The following is a 26,965-nucleotide window of genomic DNA, read 5'->3' on the forward strand; positions in this document are numbered from 1 at the left end:
TATGGTCCATGATACATCGCCGAGCTCGAGAGTGCTCGATGCCGTCATTCATATCGTCATGGTGCTTGTCATCATCGCGACACTATTTCCCGTGCTTAACGTGATAGCCGTATCGTTCAGCAGTCCGGATAACATCGCAAGCGGGAATGTTTTTCTAATCCCGAAGGGCTTTAATTTAAGCGCTTACTACACAATCCTGTTTGAGGATGTTCATCTTCCGAAATCCTTTCTGAATTCGGTATTTATTACGGTCGTGGGGACGTTCGTCAACATTATCATGACAACGGTTACAGCGTACGCATTATCTAAAAAGTATCTTGTGTTTCGCGGTTTTTTCATGACCTACGTGGTCATTCCGATGTTTTTCGGCGGAGGTATTATTCCTCTCTTTCTCGTGGTGAAAACGCTCGGTCTGGTTGGCTCCTATTCCGCGCTGATCATCCCCTACTTGATCAGTCCATGGTGGCTAATCATTATGATTTCGTTCTTTCGCACCTTTCCGGTCGAGCTGGAGGAAGCCGCCAGAATTGACGGGTGCAGCGACTTAGGAGCGCTGATTCGCATCGTTCTTCCCTTGTCGACCGCTGCTGTTGCCACGATTGCTCTGTTCTATGCCGTCTCGTATTGGAACTCCTTCTTCCCGGCGTTAATGTTCCTGAACGATTACGCGAAGTATCCGCTGCAGCTGCTGCTGAGAGATATCGTCTTGCAGAATACACTTGCGGATCAGCTGGCTTCTCAGGGGAATGCGGCGCTTGCAAACGATCTTCAAACGAGTCTGACGCCACAGAGCGTACAGTATGCAACATTGGTGGTCTCCATCGTTCCGATGCTGATCGTCTATCCGTTTATTCAGAAATATTTTGTAAAAGGCGTCATGATCGGCTCCCTGAAAGGTTAATGACAGCACAGTGAATGAGGCCGTAAATTTCTAGAGGGAGGGATGCCCTGAACACTGCTCGAAATAGGAATGGTTTGAGAAGAAGGGATGTCAAATGAATGTCAAATCAAACAAAGAGAGGCGAATGTGAGTATGAGCAAGAGAAAATGGGCAACATCAGGCGCTTTTACAGCGCTTTCCATCGCAGTTGTGCTGTCCGCATGTTCTTCGCAAGCCAATCCAACATCAAATGATTCGTCATCAGCGCCTTCTGCATCCAATGACCCCAACAGCATGGATAAAACGGTATCGCTGACGGTCGTCAGCCAAACCAAATACGCGCCGAACGCTGTACCCAATGAATACACCAAGCAGACCGAGAAAAAATTCAATATGAAATGGGATTATCAGGCGATTCCGCTGTCTGCCGGAATGGATAAGTACAATGTGATGTTCGTGTCCGGCGACTATCCGGATTTTATCCCGAACATGAACCAATGGAATGCCGTTCGGAAATGGGCGGCTGCAGGCTACTTGCTTCCGATCGGCGATTATTTTGACAAGATGCCGAATTACCGCAAGCTCTATACCGACGATCAGTGGAATATGCTTAAGGACTTCACCAGCGTAAACGGAAAAATATATATGGTTCCGTTCATCACGACGACGTTCGATCCCATGACCTTTATATACCGAAAGGACGCCTTTGACAAAGCGGGAATTACTTCTTTCCCTAAGACAACCGACGAGTTGGCGGCTGCTTTGAAAAAACTGAAAGAGACCAACCCGAGCTTCATCGGGCTCGCGGTCCGGGGCGGCTCGGGGAATACCGGTATCCGCAATCTGCTGATCAGCTTCGACAACACGTTCCGGATTCCGCCTGACTTCAACGGTTCCAACGGCTGGTACGGCTTCTGGCACGATCCTGACTATAACAATCAGATGGTGTTCGCACCGGCTACCGACAAGCAGCGGGCCATGCTGAGCTATTTGTCCAAACTGTATAAAGATGGACTCATTCAGAAGGATTTCGCGACTGCGACGGAGGACCAGTTCAATCAAAACCGGAAAAACGGCAAAGATTTGATTGACTTCCAGTACGTCAGCCACGTTGTTAGCCTGGAGACAGCGGACAAAACGCAGGATTGGGATTATGCCAAGGCGTTCGTGAAAGACACGGCATTCGGTAAAAATCCTGTCATGTTCAAAGGGCCGGACTTTGCGCTTTTCGGTTCCATTTTCAGCAACAAACTGGCTGATCAACCGGATAAACTGAATCGTCTTTTAAAATACATCGACTGGTCGTCAACACCGGAAGGCGAGCTTTTCAACCAAATGGGCGTTGAAGGTGTCACCTACGAGGTGAAGGATGGACTGCCCGTGTACAAAGGCGATCTAGATCGCAAAAAAGTGCTGGAGCAGTTCGGTTTTGACTACTATATCACCAAGAACGATGATGCCCAGAAGACGGATCCGGTCTTCAAGATCGATCAAGAAGCTGCACCGATCTTCAAGTCGATGGAAACTCTGTATGCGCAAGCCGCCATTATGAACGATGAAGATGCCAGCACGGCTAACACGATTATGACCGGCGTGTGGAATGAAGTGTACCAGTTTGCAACTAAGGCGATTATGGGACTCGTGAACGTGAATGATGATCAGGTTTGGAAGGACCATTTGGCGAATCTGAATAAAGTCGGTCTCGACAAGGCTCAGGCCATCTACGACAAAGCAATGAAAACAAAGTAAATCGTAAGAAATAGACGGGCACCCGCTCTTAAGGGGGAGGGTGCTCTCGTCCTTCCGTTGGAACAGGGGGCAATAGCGTGGCAGATCAAGCAAAAGAACACCTTGGGGCGGATCCGTTCGCCGAAATCGCGCTGCGGGAGCACCCGTTGGCGGGAAACGGACTGGAGGCGATCACGCCACGTGTGTGGGAAAAGCGCATGTTTGCACAAGGGACGGAAGCGGCTGAACGGCTTCCCAAGCTGACTTACGAGAAGCAGCTCGAGCAGTTTCAGCTCGAGCTGGATACACTCCGGGCTTATTACCGCCCTTACCTGCGTCGGCTGACACCTGCTGCTGGGTTTGCGCGTCCCCGGCAAGAGCTCCGAGCTTTCGATTTTCGCTACGAAGAGGAGCAGGACACCGCATTTAGCAGGGTGCTTGCGGGGTTGGGGAAATGGGAGCAGGTAACCGTGCCGGACTTTCGAGGTCCTACCAAAGAGAAGGGGCGCTGGACCGGCTACTACCGAACCACTTTCATCAGCTCGCGACCTGCCTCCGGCAAACGCGTGTTTGTCGTATTTAAAGGCGTCGATTACAAAGCAATCGTGTATGTCAACGGCAAATGTGTCGGGAGCCACGAAGGCTTGTTCGCACCGTTTGAATGCGATATCACTTCCGTGCTTCAAGAAGAGAACGTGTTGGTCGTCGAGGTACACAATGATTACCCGATGATGGGTGTCAACGGCTCCAGGCTGGATGGCGACAAAATGTATGCGGCGACCGGCCCCGGCTGGGATGAGCCGATCGATGGCTGGCATCATTGTCCGCCTGGCGGCGGCATTTATAACCGCGTATTCGTGGAGGAGCGCGCCGAGCTGTTCGTTCAAGATATTTTCGTAAGGACGAATCCGGAAGAAGCGATGTTCGAGGCCTGGGTCGATGTCACCAACGCGACAAGCGGATTGATCGAGCATGCAGAACTGCGGTTCCAGGTGTATGCGGATAATTTTGACGGAGAAGGGCTTTCCGAGATTCGCTTTCCCGTCGCTTACGCTGGACCAGGTTTGAACAATTACCGGTATAAGATCGCTTTTCCTCAATTTCAGAGCTGGGAGCTGGAGATGCCTCGCCTATATACGCTGCGGGTCACTGTGTTTCGGGGAGAGGAGCGCGTTGACGTGCACGACCGCTGCTTCGGGATGCGTTCATTCCGTATGGATGAATTGGAGGAGCCCAAGGGAACCCTCTATTTCAACAACCGGCCGATCATGCTAAGGGGCGCCAATGAGATGGGCCATCTTCAGCTATGCGTGATGCATGACGACTATGACCAGCTGGTGGACGATATTCTGATCGCCAAGCTGGCCAATCTTAATTTTTACCGAGTGACGCAGCGCCCGGTTCAGGAAGAAATCTATGATTGCATGGATCGGCTGGGCATGCTGAATCAATGCGATCTTCCGGCCTTCGGCTATATCAGACGGAGTCAATTTTGCGAAGCGGTGCGCCAAACGGCGGAGATGGAGCGGCTCGTGCGCAGCCATCCTAGCGTCATCATGGTTTCGTTGATCAACGAACCGTCCAGGCCGGCTAAGCGGGGCAAAGGGCATCGTCATCTGTTCCGGGATGAGATGGAGGCTTTCTTTACGGCAGCCCGCCAAGCGATCTACATCGAGAATCCCGACCGAGTGGTCAAAAATGCGGAGGGCGATTACGACCCGCCGACTGCGGAGGGGCTGTCCGATTTTCATTGCTATACGATGTGGTATACGAATCATATGATCCCGTTTGGGGAGCTGTACAAGGGAGGCTTGCCTCCGATCAAGGCGGGCTGGAAAACCGGATGTGGCGAGTACGGCTCCGAAGGCCTCGACCGGCTTGACCTCATGCAGGCGCGATATCCACGGGAGTGGCTGCCTGAAAAGCTGAGCGATAGGTGGATGCCGAATGCTATTGTGGACGCCCAGTCGTACGCGCTGCATGGGGACTGGTACCCCGAGCCGTCCGGAGTTGAGGATTGGATCCGTGACAGCCAGCAGTATCAGGCTTTCGTCACGAAGCTTATGACGGATGCCATCCGCAGACGCGCTGACCGCATCGTGCAATCCGCTGTTCATCTGCTGATCGATGCCTGGCCGTCGGGCTGGATGAAGTCACTGGTCGGTGTGGACCGGGTGCCGAAGCCTGCCTATTTTACCTATGCCCAGAGTATGGAGTCGGTTCGGGTTCATCTGCGTGGAGATCGATGGCGTGCCTATGCAGGTGAGGTTGTCGAACTGGAGGCTTGGCTTCTCAATGATACACCGGCAGCGTATAACGACTGCAGAATTATTGTCACACTGCGGGACGATAGGTCGGATATCGCATCGTTTGCCATCGACGCGCGTGTGGAAGCCGTATCCTCCTGCTATTCGGGTACCTTGGCGTTGGTCATGCCGGAGACGGACGGCAGACGCACCGTCTACGCGGAAGCATGCTTGCTCAATGCTTCAGGTCAAGTGCTAAACGGAGAACAGTTCGAGATTGAAGTGTTCGCGAGAAGAGATGCAGCCGACGCACAAAGCCACATCGCATATATCGGAGAAAAAGCGAAGCAACTATGCAGCGAATGCCAATGGATAGCGGCAAGCTATTCGTCGAAAATCGACTGCGAAACGATTCTGATATCTTCTAGCGAATCGTTTCGGGCACATGAAACGGAGATAAGGAAGCGTGTGGATGCGGGGGCGACGGCTGTCTTCCTCTCTGATGAGAACGGACACGGGCAATGGAAAATCGGAGGGGAGGACGTGAAGGAGGAGAAGACGGGCGCGCTATTTACATTGGCATGCGACGAATCGCTATCCAGCTTAATCGGGACAGCTCCTTCCGATTTCAGCTATTTCTTTAATAGGGCGACAGACCGAATCGACCCGTTGACCGGTTGCGGCTGGCGTTTGGAGGGAGTGACGCCGCTTCTCTATACGTACGAGAAGCCGTCGCTCGGAAAGTCGCCGGCACCGATACCGGCAGGCAAGCCTAAGATTGCGGTCGTCGGCACGCGGAAGCTTGGCAGCGGCAGCCTCGTATTCATCGGGCTGGAGCTCGAAGGCCGGACTGGCTGCAATCCTCCGCTTGACCGGCTGCTTGCTTCCCTTGTATTCGGGAAACAGACTGAATGAAGGAGAGACGAACATGAGGGATGGAAGACTGGAGAGGAAAACGGCTGTTGTGACGGGCGGCGCGTCTGGCATCGGGATGGCAATCGCGCTTCGTTTTGGCAGCGAAGGGGCGAACGTCGTGGTGAGCGATATGAGCGACAGCGGAGAAGCTATCGCGAAGGAGATCGTCCAATCAGGCGGATCGGCGATGTTCTTCAAGGGAGATTTGCGACGACGGGAGGACGCTGCCGCTGTGATGGAGGCTGCCTACGAGCGCTTCGGTACCTTGCATGTTCTAGTCAACAACGCCGGCGTGTCCGGAGGTCGGTCGGTCGTTGAAGCTGAAGAGAAGGACTGGGAGCGAATCATGGATATCAATCTGAAAGGCGCTTGGTATTGCAGCAAGTTCGCGATTCCGTTCATGATCCAAAGCGGCGGCGGCAGCGTGGTGAACATCGCGTCTACGCATGCTTACCGTACACAGCAGAATCACTTCCCTTATCATTCGTCAAAGGCAGGGATGATTGCGATGGCTTCCGGCATCTGCGTCGATTTCGGCCTCAAGAACATTCGGGCCAACAGCATATGTCCGGGATTTATCGAGACACCGCTGGCGGAGGCGCACATGCAGCAGTTCCCGAACCGTGAGGAGAAGACGAAGGCGATGCTCGCGACGTACCCGCTCGGGCGATTCGGGCAACCGGAAGATGTGGCGGCCGCAGCCGTGTTCCTCGCTTCGGATGACGCTGCATATATTTCCGGGACGACCTTGGTCGTCGATGGCGGTCGTTCTGCGCTTCAGAAAGCGGAATAAAATCAATTGAAAGTGAGAGGGATCAGTCGTCATGTACCAAGCGTTCATGGAAAGTCTTAAGGGCATCAATTCGATTCCGGTTACGCCATTCGACGCGGAGGGCAGGATCGATTATCCCGTGTTCGCTGAAGTGCTGGAGCACTTGATCGCATGCGGGATACCAACCATCTATCCGTGCGGCAACACGGGAGAATTTTACTCGCTTACCCTGGACGAAGCAAAGGAATTAGTTTCTTTCACTGTACGCCAAATCGGAGGCAGAGCGAAGGTGATTGCAGGCGTCGGCTATGATGCCCGGACAGCGGGCGAACTGGCCCTTCATGCGGAGCAGGAGGGAGCGGACGGCATCATGGTTCATCAACCGGTGCATCCGTTTCTGCTGGACCGCGGCCTCGTTGCCTATTACCAGTCGGTCGCCAGATCCACCCGCCTCCCGCTCATTTTGTATGTGCGCAGCGAGAATGTGACGGCAGAAGCGCTTCGCGAGGCGAGCGGCGAACCGAATATCATCGGTGTGAAATATGCGATCAACCATCTGCCTGCGTTCGCCAAAGCCGTCCGATTGATTGGCGACGATCTCGTCTGGATTTGCGGAACCGCGGAAATGTGGGCGCCTTTCTTCTATGCGGCGGGGGCTGTCGGCTTCACTTCCGGACTGGTCAACGTCGATGCCAATAGGTCGCAGCGTATGCTGAATGCCTTGAGAGCGAGCAATTATGAAGAGGCCATGGCACTTTGGGACGAAATTCGGCCGTTCGAGGAGCTGCGGGAAGCGAATCGAAGCGGCAATAACGTCAGTGTGGTGAAGGAAGCGATGGCGCAGCTCGGCCGACTGAACGCCTATGTTCGTCCCCCGATCGCCGAACTGCTCCCTGATGAGAAGAAGCGGGTAACGGAAGTTTTGGTCGGCTGGGGTCTATTGAATCATGGAACGGAGTGAGACAGGAATGATGCATACACGGAATTATATAGGCGGCATATGGTGTGAGTCCGAATTGGGCGAATGGAGCGCAAATGAAAATCCCGCACGTCCTGGAGAAACCGTGGGCCTTGTTGCGCGTTCCACCGAGGCGGATGTGAGACGCGCGGTGGATGCTGCTGCGGAAGCGTGGGCGGCCTGGCGGGATTTGCCCGGCGCGAAGCGGGGGGAAGTGCTGGCTGCGGCTGCGCGTGTGCTTGAAGAACGTGCAGATGTCATTGCCGAAACGATGACCCGTGAAATGGGCAAAACGTTCGCAGAAGCGCGTGGCGAGGTGATGCGCGGTTCGGCCATCCTGAAATTTTATGGAGGGGAAGGCGAGCGGGCAAATGGAGACCATATCCCGCCTGCGGACGGCAAATCGCTGCTGTATACGAGAAGAATTCCTCTCGGAGTGGTTGGTTTGATTACTCCCTGGAATTTTCCTGTCGCCATTCCGGTTTGGAAGCTGGCACCGGCGCTTATCTATGGCAATACCGTTGTTCTGAAACCGGCGGGCAACGCCTCTGTGACCGCCGGCCTTCTGGTTGAAGCGCTTGCGGATGCCGGCGTTCCGGCAGGTGTGCTGAACCTCGTACACGGTTCCGGCAGCGTTGCGGGCAGCGCCATGCTTGAGCATCCCCGATTGGCAGCCGTCAGCTTCACGGGCTCAAACGCCGTCGGGAAAGAGATTGCGGTGAAAGCTTCCTCGCGCGGCATCAAATACCAGCTTGAGATGGGCGGAAAAAATGCCGTCATCGTCATGGAGGACGCTGACCTTGATCGAGCCGCCGATCTCGTCGTATCCGGTTCGATGAAGAGCACCGGGCAGAAATGTACAGCGACAAGCAAGGTCATCGTGATGCGTGCGGTCACAGAGGCTTTCACAGAGAAGCTGTTGGAGCGGCTCCGCAAGATTCGCGTTGGCGACGGCATGGACCCGAACACATATTTCGGCCCTCTCGCTACCCGAAGTGCGCAGGTATCCGTCCTGGCGCATATTCGAAAGGCACAAGAGGAAGGCGCAGTGCTGCTTCTGGGTGGCTGCGCGCCGAGCGGGGACGGCTGCTTCGTGGAGCCGACGCTGTTTGCTGGCGTAACCCCGGCCATGTCGATCGCACGGGAGGAAATTTTTGGTCCTGTGCTGGCCCTGATGGAAGCGGACAGCTTGGGAGAGGCCATCGCGATGGCGAATGATACGGATTTCGGATTAAGTGCAGCGATTTTCACGAGCAGTCTATCCAGTGCGATGACATTCGTATCGCGCATTGAAGCCGGCATGGTGAAAGTCAATGCGGAAACGGCTGGCGTCGAGTATCAGGCGCCGTTCGGCGGACTGAAGCAATCCAGCTCGAATTCCCGAGAGCAAGGGCGGGCGGCAATGGAATTTTTTACTAACATTCAAACGATTTCGCTATCAATCTAAGGAGCGGATAGAGATGAAGATAACAAACATTCTGCTTGATGTTGTGAGCATCCCCCGGCATACCGGGTTTGTTTGCCAGCACGCCATTGTGCGCGTCATGACGGACGAGGGGATCGTTGGCATTGGAGAAATGTCCGATTTCTCGCATCTTCCGAAATATTCGGTGGATGTCCGTGATCTGCAAGCAACGCTTCAAGCTTCGCTGGTCGGGCGTGACCCGTTCGAGCTAATCGCCATCAACCGGGAGATGGCCGAGATGTTCCCTGAGACCATGTATTACTATGAAAAAGGTACCTTTATCCGCTGCGGGATTGACATTGCGCTGCATGATCTTGTCGGTAAAGCGCTTGGGGTCAACATCAGTACGCTGCTCGGAGGTCGCGTACGGGATAAGCTGAAGGTGTGCTATCCGATCTTTCGATCCCGTACGCTCGAGGAAGTAGACGCTAACGTGGATGTCGTTCGCAAGCGATTGGCGCAGGGCTTCGATGTGTTTCGGCTGTATGCGGGCGTTAACCCCGATGCCGACGAGGCGTTTCTTGATCGGGTGCGGCAGGAGTTTGGCAGCCGTGTGACAATCAAGTCGCTGGATTACAGTCACTTGCTGGACTGGAAAAGCGCCCTGCGCACCACGAAGCGTCTCGAGCCTTATGGGGTGCAGCTTGTAGAAAGTCCTGCTTATCGCAATGACTTCGAGGGGCTGCGTAATTTCCGGATGGGCGTCGATTTGCCTGTGAGCGAGCACGTCTGGAGCTTTAAGCAGCTGCAGGATATGATCCGGTACGATTCGGTCGATATTTTCAACATCGCGCTTATTTTTATCGGCGGCTTTCAAGCCGCACGCAAGGCAGCAGCGGCAGCGGAAATATCCGGAAAAGGCGTGCTGATCGGCACGACCCAGGAGCTGTCGTTCGGAACGGCGGCGCAGGCTATTTTCGGGGCAAGTCTGACAAATCTCAACGCAATTTCCGATCCTACGGGACCGGAGCTTTATGTTGATGATGTGACAACGGAGCCGGTTCGCTATGAGAATGGCTATCTGCTTGTGCCGGAAGCCGATAAGCCGGGACTTGGCATGGATATCGACTGGGAGAAGGTAGAGCGTCTGAGGGTCGAAGGCTTCAGTTGGGGAGCACAGAAGGTCGCGAATCTGCAGGACCGTACAAGAGGCTCGTAGCGGAAAATCTATGTTAGAGGACATATTCGGAATAGCAAGGAGCTGGTCGCGTGAAAGCCATAAGGATAGAGCCGGCTTATACCATTCCCTGGTCGATGGAAACAAGTTTCTGCCACGACGGTATACCGTTGTCGAACGGGGTGTTCGGCGCTCTTGTCTGGTTTGAAGGAGATACTGTTATGCTGACGATCAACCGGGCCGATTTCTGGGACCACCGGGGAGGCACGATATGGCGGGAGGACTGCAGCTATGCGCGCTTGAAAACGCTTTTGCAAAGCGGCGATTTCGAAGCGGCACGCCAGCTTTATCCGACACAGACCCTGAATGGCAAAGAGAAAAGGCCTGCACGACTTGCGATGGGACGGTACGAGGTAAAGCTGAAGCCCGGGGTTTCGCTTGTTTCAGCCGAGCTTCGGATGAAGGAGGCGGAAGCGGTCCTGGGCTTCCGTACAAGCGAAGGGGAACGGTTTATGTATATCAGCGTGGAGATCGACAGCCCGCTGCTTGCCGTTTCCTGCGAAGGGGAGATGATTGCGTCCGTCGCAGCGAAGCCCTCCTATGCTTTTGAGAAAGTGAAAGCATATTGGGACGATTTTGATATTCCGCCGCCACGGGAGGTTCGTGGCGGGTGGGTGCAAGAGCTGCCGGAGGACCCCACCTGCGCCGTGATTTCTGAATATTCCGATAGTAATTTATGGATTGCGGCCGAATATGGACGTTCAGCAGAGGCTGCCGTTCAAGCCGCCCAAGCCCGGTTAAGCCAAATACGGCAATCTGACTTTAAAGATGCGTTCACGAAGACGAAAAAGCACTGGAGCTCCCTCTGGGAGCAAGCGGCCGACATCTCGCTGCCTGACCGGGAGATTGAGAATATGTATTACCTCGGAATCTACCGGATGCTGGGAAATTCGATGCCGGGCCGCATAGCGCCAACGCTTCAGGGTCCGTGGGCTGAGGACTACCGAAACCCGCCGTGGAGCTGCGACTACCATTTTAACATCAATGTTCAGGAATGCTTGTGGCCGGCATACGGAGCGAATTTGCTGGACAGCCTGAAGCCTTTATTTACGATGATCGACAGTTGGAAACCGACGCTCGCGCTTAACGCGAAGCGGTTCGTTGGCATCGACGACGGCTATATGCTCGGCCATTCGGTTGACGATCTCGGACGCCCGGTAGGCGGCATGTGGACCGGAACAATCGACCAGGCGAACACCTCGTGGGTGGCCCAAATGATGTGGCAGTACGCCGAATACGCCGGAGACGAGCGTTTTTTGCTGGAAGCTGTGTACCCTTTTATGAAAAAGGCACTGAATGTGTTTGTCGCCATGATGGAACGGGATGGAGATGCTTATGCGTTGCCGGTGTCGGTTTCACCGGAATACGGCGGCTCGAGTCCGGAGGGGCTTGGGCGCAACTCCACCTTTTTCTTGGTGAATGTGCACTTTCTCTGCGAAAAGCTGCTGGAGCTTGAGGAGCGCTACGGGCTCGATGCGGACTATGCGGCACTCACTGCCGATATTCGCGCGAAGCTGCCCCCGTATACCGTAGGCCCACGGCAATTCCAAGAGTTTGACCGTAAGCCCGGTCACGAGCTGTATCTGTGGGAAGGGCAGCCGCTTGCGGTGTCTCACCGGCATCATTCCCATTTGGCGGGTATCTATCCGTTCGACACGTTGAACATGTCGGACCCGGAGGTAGCCGGCATCGTGATGAATAGTTACAAATCGTGGGTGGATAAAGGGATGGGCCGCTGGGCCGGATGGTCGATGCCATGGGCGTCCATCATCCACAACCGCTTGGGGAAGCCGGATATGGCGTATCTGACGCTGAAGCTGTTAAAGGATGCTTTTATGATGCCGAGCTATGCCAGCCAGCATAACGGAACTTACGATGGCTTCACGCAATTCGTGGGGCGGGAAACGATGCAGATCGAGGCTTGCATCGCTGCGTCTGCGGCCGTTCTTGAAATGTTCGTGCAGTGTGTGAGAGGGAAAATCAGGATATTCACGGGTGTTGCGGCACGCTTCAAAGAGGCCTCATTCTCAGGTATTCGGGCGGCGGGCGCGTTTCTTCTATCCGGGAAGAAAGAGAGCGGTAAGGTGGTTTCGGTGACGGTGCTCAGCGAGCAATATGCAGTACTGCGTCTGGTCAGTCCGTTTGGCGACGAGGCGATGCTGCTTCGGGGCGAACGGCGGGAGATTGTCAAGGCGGCAGGCGGCATCATCGAACTCAGGCTGCATGCCGGGGAAACCGTGACATTCGAGCCGGCAGGCGCGGATGACGGAGCAGGAATGAGGAGGGTGTGAACAGTGACAAAAGAGCTGAGGCTCATGCAGCCCAGGCTGGGGATACAAGGACCTGTGCTGGCTTGGCAGGATCCGTGGTCTGGGCAGGTCTCCGATGAGATCATGCGGACCGGTACCGGATCGATTTATTTATCGCAGGACCCTCCCCCTGACGGCGACAAATTCGTAGAAGCGCTCCAAGGCTTGGGGGCGGACTTTTACGTTCATCATATGATGCCGGGCCTTGAGGGCCATTCGGCGTTGCTCCGGGAGATGACGCGCAGCGGAATGGACGTCGTCCTGGGCAACGAGTACGGCAATATTAACGGGCCGTGGGTGGAAGGAACGAACCGCTGGGACGTACCCGATGAAGCGATTGTAGAGGCAGCTCGAAGCGGCCGGCTGATCGGCTTGCTTTACGACGAGCCGGAGCATCTGCAAATCAACGCCGGGCAATACCGCAAGGATGGCTGGTACCCTCACTGGGGCGCAACGGACGGTCTTTCTCTTGAAGCGTCTTATCAGCAGCTGGTGAAGTCGGTATCCGCCCGAACGGATCATGTCCGAAAGCTCGCAGAGAAACAAGGCTTGAATCCGGCGCAGTTTCCGCTCGTATCGGAGCATGTCTTCCCGGTCATGTTTCACGCCAAAGCCCGCGCCGGCATGGACCTTTGCCCGAAGGTCATGAAGGAATCGTTCCAGGCGCTGCAGCTCGGAACAGCCCTCGGCGCCGCCAAGCAATATGGCCGTTCCATGTGGATATGCGCCGACCTTTGGGGACCGGATATCGGCAGCTGGTTCACAAGGACCTCGGGCTTTCCGGGACATTCGCCGGAGGAATTCGCATCAGCCTTGCGGATGGGCTATCTGATGGGGCCGACCCATCTGTTTGCCGAGAACGTCGATGTGCTGCTTCATCATCAGGTCGGCGGATTTCAGAAAACAGCCTACGGCGATGTGTGGGAGCAGTTCGTCAAGGACTTCGTGCCGAACCACCCGCTGAGCTGGAGGCATCATGAAGCAAGCCCGGATATCGTTCTCATCCATTCGGATGACAGCAACTATGGGCAGAATGCCCGGTTATACGGCAATCGCGAGCTGGAACCGGCCGAATCGACGAGGAGCGTTTTCGCAGTATGGCATTTGCTCAGCCATGGGTCCATTCCTGCGCATGGCAGCTGTATGCACATCCCGGGATACGCATTCCCGCGGCATGAATTGAAGCAGCGGGTGACGCCGGAACAATATCCGCTGCTGTCGGGATGTGCGGAGCTGCCGCAAACCTCGATGCATAACCTGTTCGACCCTGTGAATAATGCGGTGGTTTTCGACGAGCATGTTCGCGATGAACAATTGGGCAACCCCAATCTGATCATCGTTGCGGGCTCCCGATTGTCTGCGTGGACATTGGCCGCTTTGACACGCAGAGCGGAGGAAGGCGCCGTCGTCATCATTGCAGCGTGGCTTGCCCCGGCCGACAGGAAGCAAAGCCGACGTTATGCCGGAGGAGGCGTATGGCTTGTGACCGACGATTTCCTCAGCGATGACGTACGGGAAGCTGCCGCCCCTTATCTGGGAACGGGGGATTGCTGGAGACAACGCTTCGGGGAGGCAGAAATCCGCTTCTACCAAGGAGATCCGACAGGCTGCACGCTGCATGCGGAAGTGTCCGGCATGCTGAAGTAAAAACTAAGTTCGTTAAGGACCGGGAGGAGAAAAACGATGCAAAAACAGAAGGAAATCGTTTATATCGGCGTGCAAGAAGAAGCTTCCAACAGACTTCTGCACGGTTTGACGCTGCTGCAATCCAGCCTGGAAGCCTGCGGTTATGAAGTTCGGCGAGCGGGCGGAGAAGCTTGGACTGCATCGACCTATCGCAATAAAGAAGGGCACAAGATCTTTGTCGGCAACCGGGAAGAGTCGGCATTTATCCGTACATTGGAGGAGCAGGAAGTGCTGCTTTACCATAGCACGCCTCCCGGTAAAGAGGGCTTTTATCTCGCAACGCTTCCGGGCGGCTTGATTGCTGTATCGGGCGGCAACGACACAGGTGCGCTGTACGGCGCACAGGAGCTGGCAAGGCAGATCCGGAAAAAGGGGCGGGTGCCGCAGCTGGTGGCAGCAGGCGAGACGCCGGCCTTCGTGCTGCGCGGACCGGTGCTCGGCCTGCAGAAGACGCTGATCGAACCGCCTCGAAGAACGTATGAGTATCCGATTACACCGGATCGCTTTCCGTGGTTTTATGACAAGTCGATGTGGCTGCAATATCTCGATATGCTGCTGGAGCAGCGAAGCAATGTCGTCTATATTTGGACCGGTCATCCGTTCGCATCCTTGGTCAAGCTGCAAGACTATCCGGAAGCGCTGGAGGTGACGGAAGAAGAATACCGACGGAATGTCGAGATCTTCCACTGGCTGACGGCGGAGGCTGACAAGCGCGGGATCTGGGTCGTGCTTAACTTCTACAATATCCATATTCCGCTGCCGTTCGCCGAAATGCACGGGCTTGAGCTGCACCAGCCTAAGCCGCTGCCGATCACGGCGGATTATACGCGCAAATCGATCGCCGAATTCGTGCGCTCTTTCCCGAACGTCGGCATTATGCTCTGTCTCGGCGAAGCTATGCATGGCAGTTTGTACGGGACGGAGTGGTTTACGGAAACGATTATCGCCGGGATGAAGGAAGGGCTTTCGGATCTGAAGGTGAAGGAGCTGCCGCCGATCATTTTGCGGGCACACGCCGTCAAGGCGGAGCCGATTGTGGAAAAGGCGCTGCCGCTCTATCCGAATCTCTACACGGAAGCTAAGTATAACGGGGAGTCGCTCACGACATGGACGCCGAGAGGCGGCTGGGTACAAACGCACAATAACTTGAGCTCGATGCAGTCGGTTCATATTGTGAATATCCATATTCTGGCTAATTTGGAGCCGTTCCGTTACGGAGCGCCGGCCTTTATTCAGAAGAGCATGCAAGCTGCCCGGCATCGGCAGCAGGCGAATGGCTTGCATGTCTACCCGTTGTTTTATTGGGATTGGCCTTATACGGCGGATAAAGTCTCTCCGAGATTGCATCAGATCGATCGCGACTGGATCTGGTACGCTGCTTGGGCGAGATACGCCTGGAATCCGGACCGCGATCAGGAGACAGAGCGCAGTTACTGGACTGAGGAGCTTGCAAGCCGCTTCGGCTCGCAGGAAGCGGGCGCCGAACTGCTGGAGGCGTACGATGCATTCGGTGAATGCGCACCGCGACTTCTCCGCCGGTTGGGCATCACCGAGGGCAATCGTCAGACCCTATCGCTCGGCATGACGATGAGCCAGCTGACGAATCCCGACCGGTACTCCCCGTACAAAGCGCTCTGGGAGGATCATGCTCCGCAGGGAGAGCGCCTCGAGCTTTATGCGGAACGGGAGGCGACTGGCGAGCCGCATATCGGCGAGACTCCGCTCGACGTTGTTCGAGAGGCGGAGATGTTCGCCGATTTGGCCGCGAAAGCAATCGAGCGCGCTCGTCCGCATGTGACGAGCAGCACGGAGGAATTCGAACGAATCGCAACGGATATCGAAGCGATTCGGTATATGGTTTACTTTTACGGAGCCAAGGTGCGTGCGGCGGTTCAGGTGCTGCTTTTCAAGCATGCGGCGAGGGGAAATTATTTGACTCAGCTTGAGATATTGGAGCACGGCTTGCCGTATTTGCAGGAGAGTGTGAACTGGTACCGCCAATTGACAGCCCTTACGGAAAAAACGTACATGTACGCCAACAGCATGCTGACGGCACATCGAAAAATTCCGTTTCCGGACGGAGAAAAATACTGCCACTGGAAAGATTGCCTGCCGCTTTACGAGGAAGAATTGGAGAACTTCAAAGGGCGTATTCACGATTTGAAGGAGGGAAGGCTGCCGCTGGCGGTGGAGAGCGCGGAGAAGATTATCCCTTACCGTCCAGCACCGTTCATCCTACATTCCACAGATGCCGAAACGTACGTGTTCCGCAAGGACAGCTTCCTTTTCACTGATGGAGAAATATTCGCACATAGCTATGCAGAGGAGCTCGAAGGCTTGACTGGGATTCGGTTTAACCGTGAAGCGGCGGCGAATCGCGGGGTGATCGTGGATATCGAGCTGGAGGAGCCGGCTCGCGTGCTCATCGCCTATTTTCAATCCTCCGAGGCACAATGGCTGCAAGTACCGACACTGGACGAGAATACCCATGCGGATGACCGTGGCGGTCTCTCGCCGGTTTTGCGGAATGGGATAAAGCCTGCTTTCTATCCGAGCGCGAATGTGCACGCGTTCCTGTACGAACCCGGAAGGCACTCGCTCAATCTGGGCACGGGGGCTTTCGCCATCGTCGGCGTCATCTCGGCGAGTCAGAAGCTGGTTGAACGTGATGTAGCTCCGCTAAGCGAAAGCGCCAGCTCGCTGGATTGGCTGTATGCGGAGCCTCAGGGTTTGACGAAAACCAAATAAACCGGAAGTAAGTGGGACGGTACGAACAGATCAGATAAAGGAGTGAGAAGCATGGCAGCCAAGACCTATAAGTTAGGCGTCATCGGATTGGGCGAAGGAAGGAGCATCCTATCGGCGGCGCTGCAGAGCGATCGTTGGGAGTTAATCAACGTATGCGATCTGAATCAGGACGTCTGTAGAGCGCGCCAGGAGGAATTCGGGTTAACCCGCTGCACGCAGCGATATGACGATCTTCTCGAAGACCCGGAAATTGAAGTTATCGCGATCTATACGCCGGACCAACTGCACGGTCAACATATCAAACAAGCGTTAGAAGCGGGCAAGCATGTCATTGTTACGAAGCCGCTGCTGCATTCCCTCGAGGAGGCGGGCTCTCTGCTGGAAGCGGCGAAGGCGGCGGGAAAATGCGTTTTCGTGGGGCAGAGCTCAAGGTTCTTCGAGTCGATGATTCACCAACGGAGAGATTACCTGGCGGGGCGGCACGGGGATGTCGATACGGTCGAAACGTATTACATCTCCGACGCGCGCTGGTTCCTGCAGCGGGATTGGGCGAGGCAGAAAGGCTTTAGCTGGATGCATAACTTCATGAGCCATGCCGTCGACTTGGCCAAATGGTATCTTCCCGGCATCGAGGAAGTATTCGGGTACGGTTACTCCAGCACAGCGAACCAAGCCTACGGGCTTGCTGCACCCGATGATCTCCGATTCCTGCTGCGTGACGGAGAGGGCAGGGTTGCGCAGGTGAGCGGCTCTTATACCAAACCGACGCTTCGCCAGATTGATTCGGGAATCGGCTGCACGCTGAGGGGTTCCAAAGGGACGAGTCGGGCGCTGTATTCGAAGCTGCTGTACCACACCCATTTTGCCGGCGAGCAGCCGATAACGCATTCGTTCGAAGATAAGCACGGTTACTATTTTCGCTTTGAAGGAGAAAGTCATCACGCCGGGGAGTATCAGAACTACATTGAATATTTTGCCGAGTGCATGGACCGCGGGGAGACGCCGAAGCCGGATCTGAACGAAGGCATCCATACGCTCGCGGTCATGGCCGCTATGGAAAGAAGCATGGAGACGGGCCAGCCTGTGCGGGTCAGCGATATTTTACGCGAGTATTCGCTTCAGCTATAGGAGGACGGAAAGGATGCTAACACAATTCGAACTCGATTTCGTAGAAAAATTTCTGAACACCGGCCATCTCTCCTCGGAAGAGAAGACGGCTCACCTTCGGGCGCAACTGGATGGGCTGACAGATGAACTGCTTGAAGCATATCCAGGGAAGATTAATCTGTACCAATCGACACTAAATTCGGAGGATACGTACTGGTTTTCCTTGCAAGAAGTCAAAAAGCTGATGTACAACGAGTCAAACCGGAGAAAGATCGCGAAGCTAGGGCTCTCCTATTCGAACGGCGAACCGTCTCCCATGAGCGGGGCGGAGTTAGCTTCGATGCTGAAGAGCAACGTCAGGTTCAAGAGCACCGACGGGATTAAATGTCCGGAGCTTAAGCTATCCGAAAAGGACCTTAACTGGTGGCGTGATGCCAGGCTGGGGATGTTTATCCATTGGGGCGCTTATTCGATCATTGGGCGCGGGGAATGGGTCATGCATCATGAACAAATTCCCCAGGATGACTATCGGAAAATCGCCATGTCCTTTAACCCGAAGGCGTTCGATGCAAGGCAATGGGCGAAGCTGGCGAAGGATGCCGGCATGGGCTATATGGTGATGACGGCAAGGCATCATGACGGCTTCTCCCTCTGGGACAGTCCGGGCAGCTACGGGCAGTTCACGACGATGCAGGCGAACGCCAGGCGCGATTTCGTGAAGGCCTATACGGATGCGGCGCGGGAGCAAGGGCTGGGGGTCGGGCTGTATTATTCGCCGCTCGATTGGCGATTTCCCGGCTACTTCGAGCCGGTGGAGAAGTACGATAACGCCCTGCTGTTAAAAAAACAGGCTTACGATCAAATCGAGGAATTGATGTCGCGTTACGGAAAGATCGATATCCTCTGGTATGACGGTTCATGGCTGGCGCATAAGGGCTCGGACGCAGGCGGGGCATGGCTGTGGGAGCCGATCCACCTGAACCGCATGGTTCGGAAATACAACCCGAAGGCTGTTATCAACGAGCGCTCCGGCTGGGAAGGGGATTTCTCCTGCGACGAGGGCCCGCACGATGTCAACGGATCGATCATTCCTTTTCCATGGGAGAAAAACTTCAGTATCGCTGGCTCCTGGGCATGGCGGCCTGAGAACAAGGCGATGCCGTTCGAAAGAGTGATGGATCTGATCCTGAATGTCTTCATCCGTGACGGCAACGCGCTGCTCAACGTCACGCCGGATCAGGACGGCGTGATTCCGGAGGATCAAGTGCAGCTGTTCCTTCGCATCGGGGAGTGGATGCACGCGAACGGTGAGAGCGTCTATGGCACGCGCGGAGGCCCTTGGCAGCCGGTAGATGGCGTATATGGAACGACTTGCCGTGAGAACATCGTGTATGTCCACATACTTGATCCGCAGGCATTCCGCGACGTGAAGCTGCCTCCGCTCGAGGGGAAGGTGCTTGCCTGCCAAACACTGTCGTCCGATAGTCTGACGTTCAAGCAGGATGACGATGGCATAACGATATCCGTACCGGAAGCCTGTTGGCAGACTGTCGACACGATTGTGAAGCTTGTGCTGGACGGAACGGTCCATCGCTAGTGGCTTCGTTGCAACGGCCGAGTTTCCGAGAGAGGAAATCGGCCGTTAAATCTAAGAGAAGGAATGATGGTATGCATTGGCCTTATGCGGTTCCAGAGGAAAAAAAGATTCGGCTTATCGTGAATACGGACGCCAAAAATGAGGCGGACGACCAATATGCGATCGTTCATGCACTGCTGACGCCGCGCTTTCGCATCTCCGGCATGATTGCGGCGCACTTCGGGGAGCGAAGCGCTACCTCCATGGAGGATTCCTATGAAGAAATCAACAAGGTCCTTGGTTTAATGGGGATGGGATCACACATTCAGGTGTGCAAGGGAGCCTCTTCCCCTCTCCCTGATGACAAGACGCCGGTTCCCTCTGCGGGCTCCGAGCTGATCATTCGGGAAGCGTTACGCGAAGATCCGCTTCCGCTCTACGTTATTTTTCTCGGTCCGCTTACCGATCTGGCTTCAGCCTACTTGCAGGAGCCGCGCATTGCGGAACGCTTGACGGCTGTATGGATTGGCGGCGGCACGTATCCCGAGGGTGGGGAGGAATTCAATCTCGGCAACGATGTCGCAGCGGCCAACGCTGTGCTCCGCTCGCCGATACCGTTGTGGCAGGTACCGAAGAACGTCTATTCCATGATTCGGGTAAGCCTGGCAGAGCTTGCCGTTCGGGTGAGGCCGCATGGGGAAATCGGCAAATATTTGTTCGATCAGCTGGTAGAATTCAATCTGGCATGGGGAGGCAAGCCGCGGTGGCCGAAGGGAGAAATGTGGTGCCTGGGCGATTCGCCTGCCGTGTCACTTTTGCTGGATGACCATATGTTCGAGTATGATCTCCTGGAAGCACCTCTGATCGGGCAGGATCAGCGATATGTGCCCCAGCCGGGGGCGCGCAAGATTAGGGTTTACCGGTATGTGGATTCCCGCTTTACGTTGGAAGACTTTTACGCCAAACTGGCCTTGTTCGAGCTCATCGAAAGGAGGCTTCCCTGATGACAGTAAGCGTGACCGCATGTAAAACCGAATATCTGACGAATCCACTGGGGCTGGATTGCCCGGAGCCGCGCTTTTTCTGGCAGTTGGAAACAGATCGGAGGAACGTTCGGCAGAGCGCCTATCAACTTATCGTAGCCTCCTCGAAGGAGCTTCTGGACCTGGATCGGGGAGATCAGTGGGACTCCGGCAAGGTGGATTCGGACGACTCGATTCAAGTCGTCTATGCAGGCAAATCGTTGCAATCTCAAAAGCCATACTTTTGGAAGGTTCGCATATGGGATGAGCAGGGGAATGTCTCGGCATGGAGCGAGCCGGCATGCTGGTCGATGGGGATTCTCTCCCGCGGGGAATGGCAGGCGAAGTGGATCGGCCGCAAAGCGGTGCCTGGGCTGAACATGCAGCCATCGCCGTTCCTGCGTAAAGAATTCGCAGTTCGTTCCGGCATTCGCCGCGCGATGGTCTACGTCACGGCACTGGGCTTATTTCAACTCAAAGTGAACGGGCAGCAGGTTGGCCATTTGTTCGCTCCAGGCTGGACGGATTATGACAAGCGCGTTCAGGTACATGCCTATGACGTGACGGAGCAGCTTGCGGAAGGCGGGAACGTCTTCGGGGTCATCCTCGGAGACGGCTGGTATGCGGGTACGGTCGGCTTTTTGGGCAGGCACGTCTATGGGGAAAGACCCTTCTTTCTCCTGCAGGCATGCATCGAGTACGAGGACGGCAGCCGGGACATGATCGCAACGGATGCTGCGTGGCGGACGACGGAAGGACCGATTCGCTATTCCGACCTGATCAAGGGCGAAACCTATGATGCTAGGCTGGAGCAAGTCGGCTGGGACCAGGCTGGCTTCGACGACTCGGGCTGGGAGACCCCGGATATCCGCTCGGGCTACAATGGTTTGCTCGTGGCAGCCGTCGAGCCTCCGATACGAATTATGAAAACGATGAAGCCGATCGTTGTAAGAAGAACGGAAGCGGGCAGCTATATTTTCGATATGGGACAGAACATGGTGGGGTGGACGGAAGTGAACGTACAGGGAACGGCCGGTACGCACATCACGTTAAGCCATGCAGAGATGCTGAATCCCGACGGTTCCCTCTATCTCGACAATCTGCGGGTTGCCGTCCAGCAGGATCACTATATCCTCAAGGGAGACGGAGAAGAGAAGTACGAGCCGCACTTTACTTTCCACGGCTTCCGTTATGTAGAGCTGATCGGGTATCCGGGAGAACCGGATTTGCACACAATTACCGGCAAGGTCATTCATTCCGATACGCCGACTGCGGGTGCGCTCGAAACATCGGATGACATGGTGAATCAGCTGTATGCGAACATTACTTGGGGCCAGCGAGGCAATTTCTTGTCCGTGCCGACGGACTGCCCGCAGCGCGATGAGCGGCTCGGGTGGACCGGGGATGCCCAGATTTTTGCGCGAACAGCTTCCTATAATATGGACGTTTCCCGTTTTTTCACCAAATACATGCAGGACATGATCGATTGCCAACAGCCGTCCGGCGCGTTCACGGACGTTGCCCCGGACGCGGGATGGATTCGTCACAAAATGTGGAACACACGTCTGAACTGGTTTGCTCCGGATAATGCGGGGTGGGGCGATGCGGGGGTCATTATTCCCTGGACGCTGTACATGATGTATGGCGATAAGCGAATCCTGCAGACGCATTATGAGGCCATGGTTCGCTGGGTTGCCTATTTGACGGACAGTACGGATAATCTGATTCGTCCGGATTACGCCAATTACGGGGATTGGCTTTCGATCGATGCAGATACGCCCAAGGAGGTGCTTGCAACCGCCTATTTCGCCTATAGCACGAAGGTACTCTCACAAATTGCCGGCGTGATTGGTCGGCCGGCGGATCAACGCTTGTACGAGACGCACTTCGCGAACATTGCCAGGGCTTTCCGCGAGGCTTTCGTACAAAGCGACGGGCGTATTCAAGGCGACACCCAGACCGTCTACGTATTGGTGCTCCAGTTTGGACTGCTCACGCCGGGGTTGAAGCCTCTCGCCGTCCGACACCTAACGAACAATATCCGCGAGCGCGGCGACCGGCTATCCACGGGTTTCCTCGGCGTAGGTTATTTGCTGCCGGCCTTGACGGATTGCGGAGAGTTGGATGTCGCCTATACGCTCTTGACCCAGAAGGCTTTCCCGTCTTGGATGTACTCCATTTTGCATGGAGCTACGACAATCTGGGAGCGTTGGGACGGCTGGACTACGGAGAATGGCTTCCAAACGCCATCGATGAACTCGTTCAACCATTATTCCCTTGGCTCGGTTGGGGAGTGGATGTTTCGGTACATGGCTGGGATTGAAGCGGACGCCTCCGCCCCAGGTTTCCGCCATGCCATTATCCGTCCGCAGCCGGGCGGCCATCTGACTTATGTGAAAGCTTCCTATGAGTCGCTGTACGGTCGAATTGCCGTTGCGTGGTCGCTGTCCGAAGCGGGAGAGTTGACGGTTGCTGTGGAGATTCCGGCCAATACGACGGCAAGCGTGCTCGTTCCGGCGCAAAACGTAAGCATGGACGGTGCTAAAGCCAATGAGGGAGGTTCGGAAATCACGCTCATAGAGGGCGCGGAAGGAACGCAAGTGGAGCTTGGGTCGGGTACCTACAAGTTTACCGGGACAGCGGTGAGGTTCTAATAGTGGCATTCATCATAGAAGAAGACCTTGAGGACGTCCTCAAGGTCTTTCTTGTCAAGCGCTTTAGATGCTTGGCTATTTCTTCGCCAACTGCTGCTGTGCCATCCGCACAAGCTCGCGCACCATGGCGCCGCCGATCGGCCCGCCGACCCGGCCGGCATCCTCGGACTTCAACTGCCCGTTGTAGCCGGGCTGGAGCGGAACGCCGAGCGTGCGCGCGACTTCGTATTTTACCAGATCGGGCCGCGCCGGATCGACGGCGTACCCTTGCTCTTTCATGACTTGGGCTTTCAGCATGCCGAGTCCTTCGCTTGCACCGGGAACCATCGCCCGGCTGCTTCTTCTTCGTGCCATCAGGCATCACCTCTTGGAGGTTAGGTTGCCCTGCCTTCCTTTATCCCATGAGCCCGGAACGTGAAAAGTTTATGCCCGAAATAGTTGCCGATCGTATACAACCCGTTGCCCGCCAGAATGGCGGCGTTATGAAGCCATTTCTCGGGAGCGGATGGAAACAGCGCCGCGACGGCCGAGGCCAGCCCCCAGCTGGCTCCGTAGGATAGGCCGTAGCAGACGAGAATGACGAGTCCGAATTTCCACCAAGAGCTCCCTATGCGAGCCGTTGAACGGAATGTAAAGGTGCGATTCAGGAAATAGCTGACCATCGCGCCGATCGTATTGCCGCCGAACGTGGAAGCCCAATAATTGAGTTGCAGCCAATTAAACAGCATGAAACTGGCGGACAGACCGACCAGCGTGTTAAGCAGACCGACGAGCAGAAAGCGGGCAAAACTGCCGGTCAGCAGTCGCGAGAGCTTGTTCATCTGTGCCGACCTGCATAGCTGGAGGCGGGAGGAGCAGGCGCATCTTCAAGCGCAGCGGGGGCCAGCAACCTTTTTTCAATGACAAATTTCGGGCGGTGCTTCACTTCTTTATAGATTTTGCCTATGTATTCGCCGATGAGTCCGAGTGCCAGGAGCTGTACGCCGCCGATGAACCAGACGGATAAAATGAGCGACGTCCAACCGGTGACGTTGGCGCCGACGATTTTGCCGATGAGCGCATAAATGGCGGCCACGACGCTCAGCGCGAACAGTAGAAACCCGAGCACGGTCACGAAGCGGATCGGTGTAACGCTGAACGAGGTTATGCCGTCGAAGGCAAAAGCGAGCATTTTTCGCAGCGGGTATTTGGACTCTCCGGCAAAACGCTCTTTCCGGTCGTAATACACCTGCGTAGAGGGAAACCCAAGCAGGGGCACGATGCCGCGCAGAAACAGATTTACTTCCTGGAACCGTTCCATCTCGTCCAGCGTCCGTTTGCTCATGAGGCGGAAGTCCGCGTGATTGTAGTGGATTTTGACCCCTAGCGAGGTCATCAGTTTATAAAAGCCCTGGGCCGTTGCCCGCTTGAACAACGTATCCGACGAACGGTCCTGTCGCACACCATAGACAATGTCATAGCCTTCTCGGTACTTCACGACGAACTCGCGGATGACATCCGTATCGTCCTGCAGATCGGCGTCGATCGATACAACGCAGTCGGAGTAGGCTTTGGCTTGCATAAGGCCTGCTAGGAGCGCGCTCTGATGGCCGGCGTTGCGGGCAAGTTTTAGCCCGGTTACGAATGTATTGGCTTCGTGAAAACGGTCGATCAGCTGCCAGGTTGCGTCTTTACTGCCATCGTCTACAAGCAGCATCGTACTGTCGGCGGAAATTAATGCCTCCGCAATCATACCGTCCAGGATCGCGCTGAGCCGAAATACCGTTTCCGGCAGCACTTCTTCTTCGTTATAGCAAGGAACCACGATCGTTAAGATTGGGTTAGCCACAAATCTTCGTCTCCATCCTGCTTCAGATAAGGTCTAACGGAAGCTTGTACACCGCAATCATGCGCGTCCAAGCCCCTTAAGCTTTCATTATAACGTATTACCGGGGGAAAACGTAAGCGGCAGGCACGAGAATATCGCACCGGCCGCTTGGTTTGTCATTGTGGGGGCTCCCCCAAGAGCAGTGGGAACAGCTAAGCAGTGGTTGCTATTGGGGGGGAAGTGATTACCATCCGAATCCGAAAGTAGCCAGAACGATGACCAAGAGGATATACAATACGAGAACTACAGAAGCACCGGAGTAACCTGGAGTGCCGCAACCATAACCCATGCCAATCCCTCCCTTCACAAGATTACTATATGTCAGGTGACTAGGAGAGGTATGGATGAACGCCCTGATGGCGCAAAAGAAAATAGGTGAACGTGTCCATCCGCGCACGAGGTACCGTTAGCCGAGAAGCTCCCATTTCGCCCACATTTCAGGTGGATTGAGCTCGTAAATCTCTTGCTCGCGGTACATAAACTGGTGCATGATCAGCTCCCGGCGCAGCAGCGCAAAATCGGGATGGAAGCGTTGAATCCACTGATTCAGCTCTTTCTCCGTATAGGAGCGGCCTTTCTCAAGCTGGCCGGCGAGGTGGGTGAGGACGATCAGTTTTTTCTTGAGCTGAGCGGGAATATGCTTCAGCTTGCCGTCCTGTGTAAAAAAGTTGCGCAATACAGACTGTTCCAGACTGGATTGCAGATTGTCGTTGGGCATGGACTCCTGGCCTCCTTGGCGCTGGCGAAAAATAATGTCGTTCGCGGCTTGCGCATTTGTGCGCAGCTGCTTTTCGTTGATGGCGAAGAATATGGTGTTCTTCTCCCGGCGCTCATGAACAAGGTTCGCCTCGCGCAGCTTGGCGGCATGATGCGTAATGGTCGCAGGCGTGACGCCAAGCTTCTCGGCGAGCGTCTGCCCGTTCAGCGGGCCTTCTGCCAGCAGAATGAGCAGCCGAATCCGGGTCGGGTCGGCGAGCGCTTTGTGGTAGAGGATGATTTTATCTAATTGCATGGAGGGGAACTCCTTCTTAATTGATTTAACAAATATCTAATTAGATAGTAATTAAATGAGTTATGAATGTCAAGTACGCAAACTGGACTTTTCCAGTTGAGCTGTCTACTTTTTCTTGGAGGCAGACAGGAAAAGTTTCTTATTCGAAACAGGTCATGTACAATAGAAGATAAGCAAGTTGATGGGAAAAGGGGATTTATCAGATGCGTGTGTTGGTCATGACAGCGGTCGCGCCTGAGCAGGACGCCATTCGGCGCGGACTCGGCGACGATCCGAGATTTGAATATGCATTGGCGGGCGTAGGGCTAGCCGCCAGCGCGGTTAACGGGGCGCTGGCGCTGTCCAAGGCGCCTTATGATTTATTGCTGATCGCCGGGATCGCCGGCGGTTTTGAGGGACGAGCCGAGGTCGGCTCGATCGTCGTGGCGAGCGAGATCGTTGCAGCAGACCTCGGCTCAGAGCTGCTGGACGGCTTCAGCTCGCTTGAGGAGCTGGGCTTCGGGGCGTCGCGCGTTCCTGTCGCCGAGGAACTGGCCCGGCGCGCGACCGCCGCGCTGCAGGCCGCAGGGCTCCCGGCGCAAGCGGGGCCGGTGCTGACCGTGGCGACGGCCACGGGCACGGCCGCCACCGCGGCGGCACTGGCAGCGCGTGTGCCTGGCGCGGCAGCCGAAGCCATGGAAGGCTTCGGGCTGGCGACGGCGGCGCAGCGCCTCGGGGTTCCCGTGCTGGAGGTGCGCACGATTTCCAACCGCGTAGGTCCGCGGGATCGCGATGCGTGGCGCATCGGTGATGCATTGCAAGCGTTAGAAGCAGCAGGTTCAGTCTTAGCGGAGGTGCTTTAAT

Annotated in this window: 19 protein-coding genes; 15 read left to right on the top strand and 4 right to left on the bottom strand. The window is 55.5% G+C overall.

Annotation, left to right across the window (positions count from 1 at the left end):
* The first annotated feature begins 1 nt into the window (after position 1).
* The 14 genes from EJQ19_RS10035 (at position 2) to EJQ19_RS10100 (ending at position 23,243) form a co-directional block, all read left to right on the top strand.
* Complete coding sequence (locus EJQ19_RS10035) at positions 2-901, top strand: carbohydrate ABC transporter permease (protein WP_126141079.1); 900 nt, start codon at positions 2-4, stop codon at positions 899-901.
* Positions 902-1,033: 132 nt separating this feature from the next.
* The gene (locus EJQ19_RS10040) at positions 1,034-2,629 is read left to right on the top strand and encodes an extracellular solute-binding protein (RefSeq protein WP_164716439.1); all 1,596 of its coding nucleotides are present in this window, start codon (positions 1,034-1,036) and stop codon (positions 2,627-2,629) included.
* A 77-nt stretch (positions 2,630-2,706) separates the two neighbouring features.
* Positions 2,707-5,769, top strand: coding sequence for a glycosyl hydrolase 2 galactose-binding domain-containing protein (locus tag EJQ19_RS10045; protein WP_241242828.1), 3,063 nt, complete (start codon positions 2,707-2,709; stop codon positions 5,767-5,769).
* Positions 5,770-5,782: 13 nt separating this feature from the next.
* Positions 5,783-6,562, top strand: a complete 780-nt coding sequence (locus tag EJQ19_RS10050) for an SDR family NAD(P)-dependent oxidoreductase (RefSeq protein WP_126141081.1) — start codon at positions 5,783-5,785, stop codon at positions 6,560-6,562.
* Between the two features lie 31 nt (positions 6,563-6,593).
* Positions 6,594-7,502 (top strand): dihydrodipicolinate synthase family protein, encoded by a 909-nt coding sequence (locus EJQ19_RS10055; protein ID WP_126141082.1) that lies wholly within the window; start codon positions 6,594-6,596, stop codon positions 7,500-7,502.
* A gap of 7 nt (positions 7,503-7,509) precedes the next feature.
* Positions 7,510-8,946, top strand: coding sequence for an aldehyde dehydrogenase family protein (locus EJQ19_RS10060; RefSeq protein WP_126141083.1), 1,437 nt, complete (start codon positions 7,510-7,512; stop codon positions 8,944-8,946).
* Between the two features lie 13 nt (positions 8,947-8,959).
* Positions 8,960-10,123: a mandelate racemase/muconate lactonizing enzyme family protein gene (locus EJQ19_RS10065; protein ID WP_126141084.1), complete on the top strand. Its 1,164-nt coding sequence runs from the start codon at positions 8,960-8,962 to the stop codon at positions 10,121-10,123.
* Positions 10,124-10,173: 50 nt separating this feature from the next.
* Positions 10,174-12,432 carry a glycosyl hydrolase family 95 catalytic domain-containing protein gene (locus tag EJQ19_RS10070; protein ID WP_126141085.1) on the top strand — a complete coding sequence of 753 codons (2,259 nt, stop codon included), beginning with the start codon at positions 10,174-10,176 and terminating at the stop codon, positions 12,430-12,432.
* A 3-nt stretch (positions 12,433-12,435) separates the two neighbouring features.
* A complete protein-coding gene (locus EJQ19_RS10075) occupies positions 12,436-14,097 on the top strand; it encodes a hypothetical protein (protein WP_241242829.1) in 1,662 nt (553 codons plus the stop codon).
* A gap of 36 nt (positions 14,098-14,133) precedes the next feature.
* Positions 14,134-16,884, top strand: a complete 2,751-nt coding sequence (locus EJQ19_RS10080) for a beta-N-acetylhexosaminidase family protein (protein WP_126141086.1) — start codon at positions 14,134-14,136, stop codon at positions 16,882-16,884.
* Between the two features lie 51 nt (positions 16,885-16,935).
* Positions 16,936-18,012 carry a Gfo/Idh/MocA family protein gene (locus tag EJQ19_RS10085; RefSeq protein WP_126141087.1) on the top strand — a complete coding sequence of 359 codons (1,077 nt, stop codon included), beginning with the start codon at positions 16,936-16,938 and terminating at the stop codon, positions 18,010-18,012.
* A 13-nt stretch (positions 18,013-18,025) separates the two neighbouring features.
* Positions 18,026-19,588: an alpha-L-fucosidase gene (locus tag EJQ19_RS10090; protein ID WP_206438396.1), complete on the top strand. Its 1,563-nt coding sequence runs from the start codon at positions 18,026-18,028 to the stop codon at positions 19,586-19,588.
* Positions 19,589-19,659: 71 nt separating this feature from the next.
* Positions 19,660-20,571: a nucleoside hydrolase gene (locus EJQ19_RS10095; protein ID WP_126141088.1), complete on the top strand. Its 912-nt coding sequence runs from the start codon at positions 19,660-19,662 to the stop codon at positions 20,569-20,571.
* The gene (locus tag EJQ19_RS10100) at positions 20,571-23,243 is read left to right on the top strand and encodes an alpha-L-rhamnosidase (protein ID WP_126141089.1); all 2,673 of its coding nucleotides are present in this window, start codon (positions 20,571-20,573) and stop codon (positions 23,241-23,243) included. The genes EJQ19_RS10095 and EJQ19_RS10100 overlap by 1 nt, the downstream gene beginning before the upstream one ends.
* A 75-nt stretch (positions 23,244-23,318) precedes the next feature.
* Here the strand turns inward: EJQ19_RS10100 and EJQ19_RS10105 are convergent, their stop codons facing one another.
* The 4 genes from EJQ19_RS10105 to EJQ19_RS10125 all read right to left on the bottom strand — a co-directional run bounded on the left by EJQ19_RS10105 (position 23,319) and on the right by EJQ19_RS10125 (position 26,122).
* Positions 23,319-23,597 carry an alpha/beta-type small acid-soluble spore protein gene (locus EJQ19_RS10105; RefSeq protein ID WP_126141090.1) on the bottom strand — a complete coding sequence of 93 codons (279 nt, stop codon included), beginning with the start codon at positions 23,595-23,597 and terminating at the stop codon, positions 23,319-23,321.
* A gap of 20 nt (positions 23,598-23,617) precedes the next feature.
* Positions 23,618-24,064 (bottom strand): GtrA family protein, encoded by a 447-nt coding sequence (locus EJQ19_RS10110; RefSeq protein ID WP_241242830.1) that lies wholly within the window; start codon positions 24,062-24,064, stop codon positions 23,618-23,620.
* Positions 24,061-25,071 (bottom strand): glycosyltransferase family 2 protein, encoded by a 1,011-nt coding sequence (locus EJQ19_RS10115; RefSeq protein ID WP_126141091.1) that lies wholly within the window; start codon positions 25,069-25,071, stop codon positions 24,061-24,063. The genes EJQ19_RS10110 and EJQ19_RS10115 overlap by 4 nt, the downstream gene beginning before the upstream one ends.
* A gap of 445 nt (positions 25,072-25,516) precedes the next feature.
* Positions 25,517-26,122: a DUF2087 domain-containing protein gene (locus tag EJQ19_RS10125; RefSeq protein WP_126141093.1), complete on the bottom strand. Its 606-nt coding sequence runs from the start codon at positions 26,120-26,122 to the stop codon at positions 25,517-25,519.
* A gap of 203 nt (positions 26,123-26,325) precedes the next feature.
* On the opposite strand from EJQ19_RS10125, the gene EJQ19_RS10130 reads away from it, so the two are divergent.
* Positions 26,326-26,964 carry a futalosine hydrolase gene (locus EJQ19_RS10130; protein ID WP_126141094.1) on the top strand — a complete coding sequence of 213 codons (639 nt, stop codon included), beginning with the start codon at positions 26,326-26,328 and terminating at the stop codon, positions 26,962-26,964.
* Position 26,965 lies beyond the last annotated feature (1 nt).

The organism is Paenibacillus whitsoniae (assembly GCF_003955665.1).
Classification (GTDB): Bacteria; Bacillota; Bacilli; order Paenibacillales; family NBRC-103111; genus Paenibacillus_E; species Paenibacillus_E whitsoniae.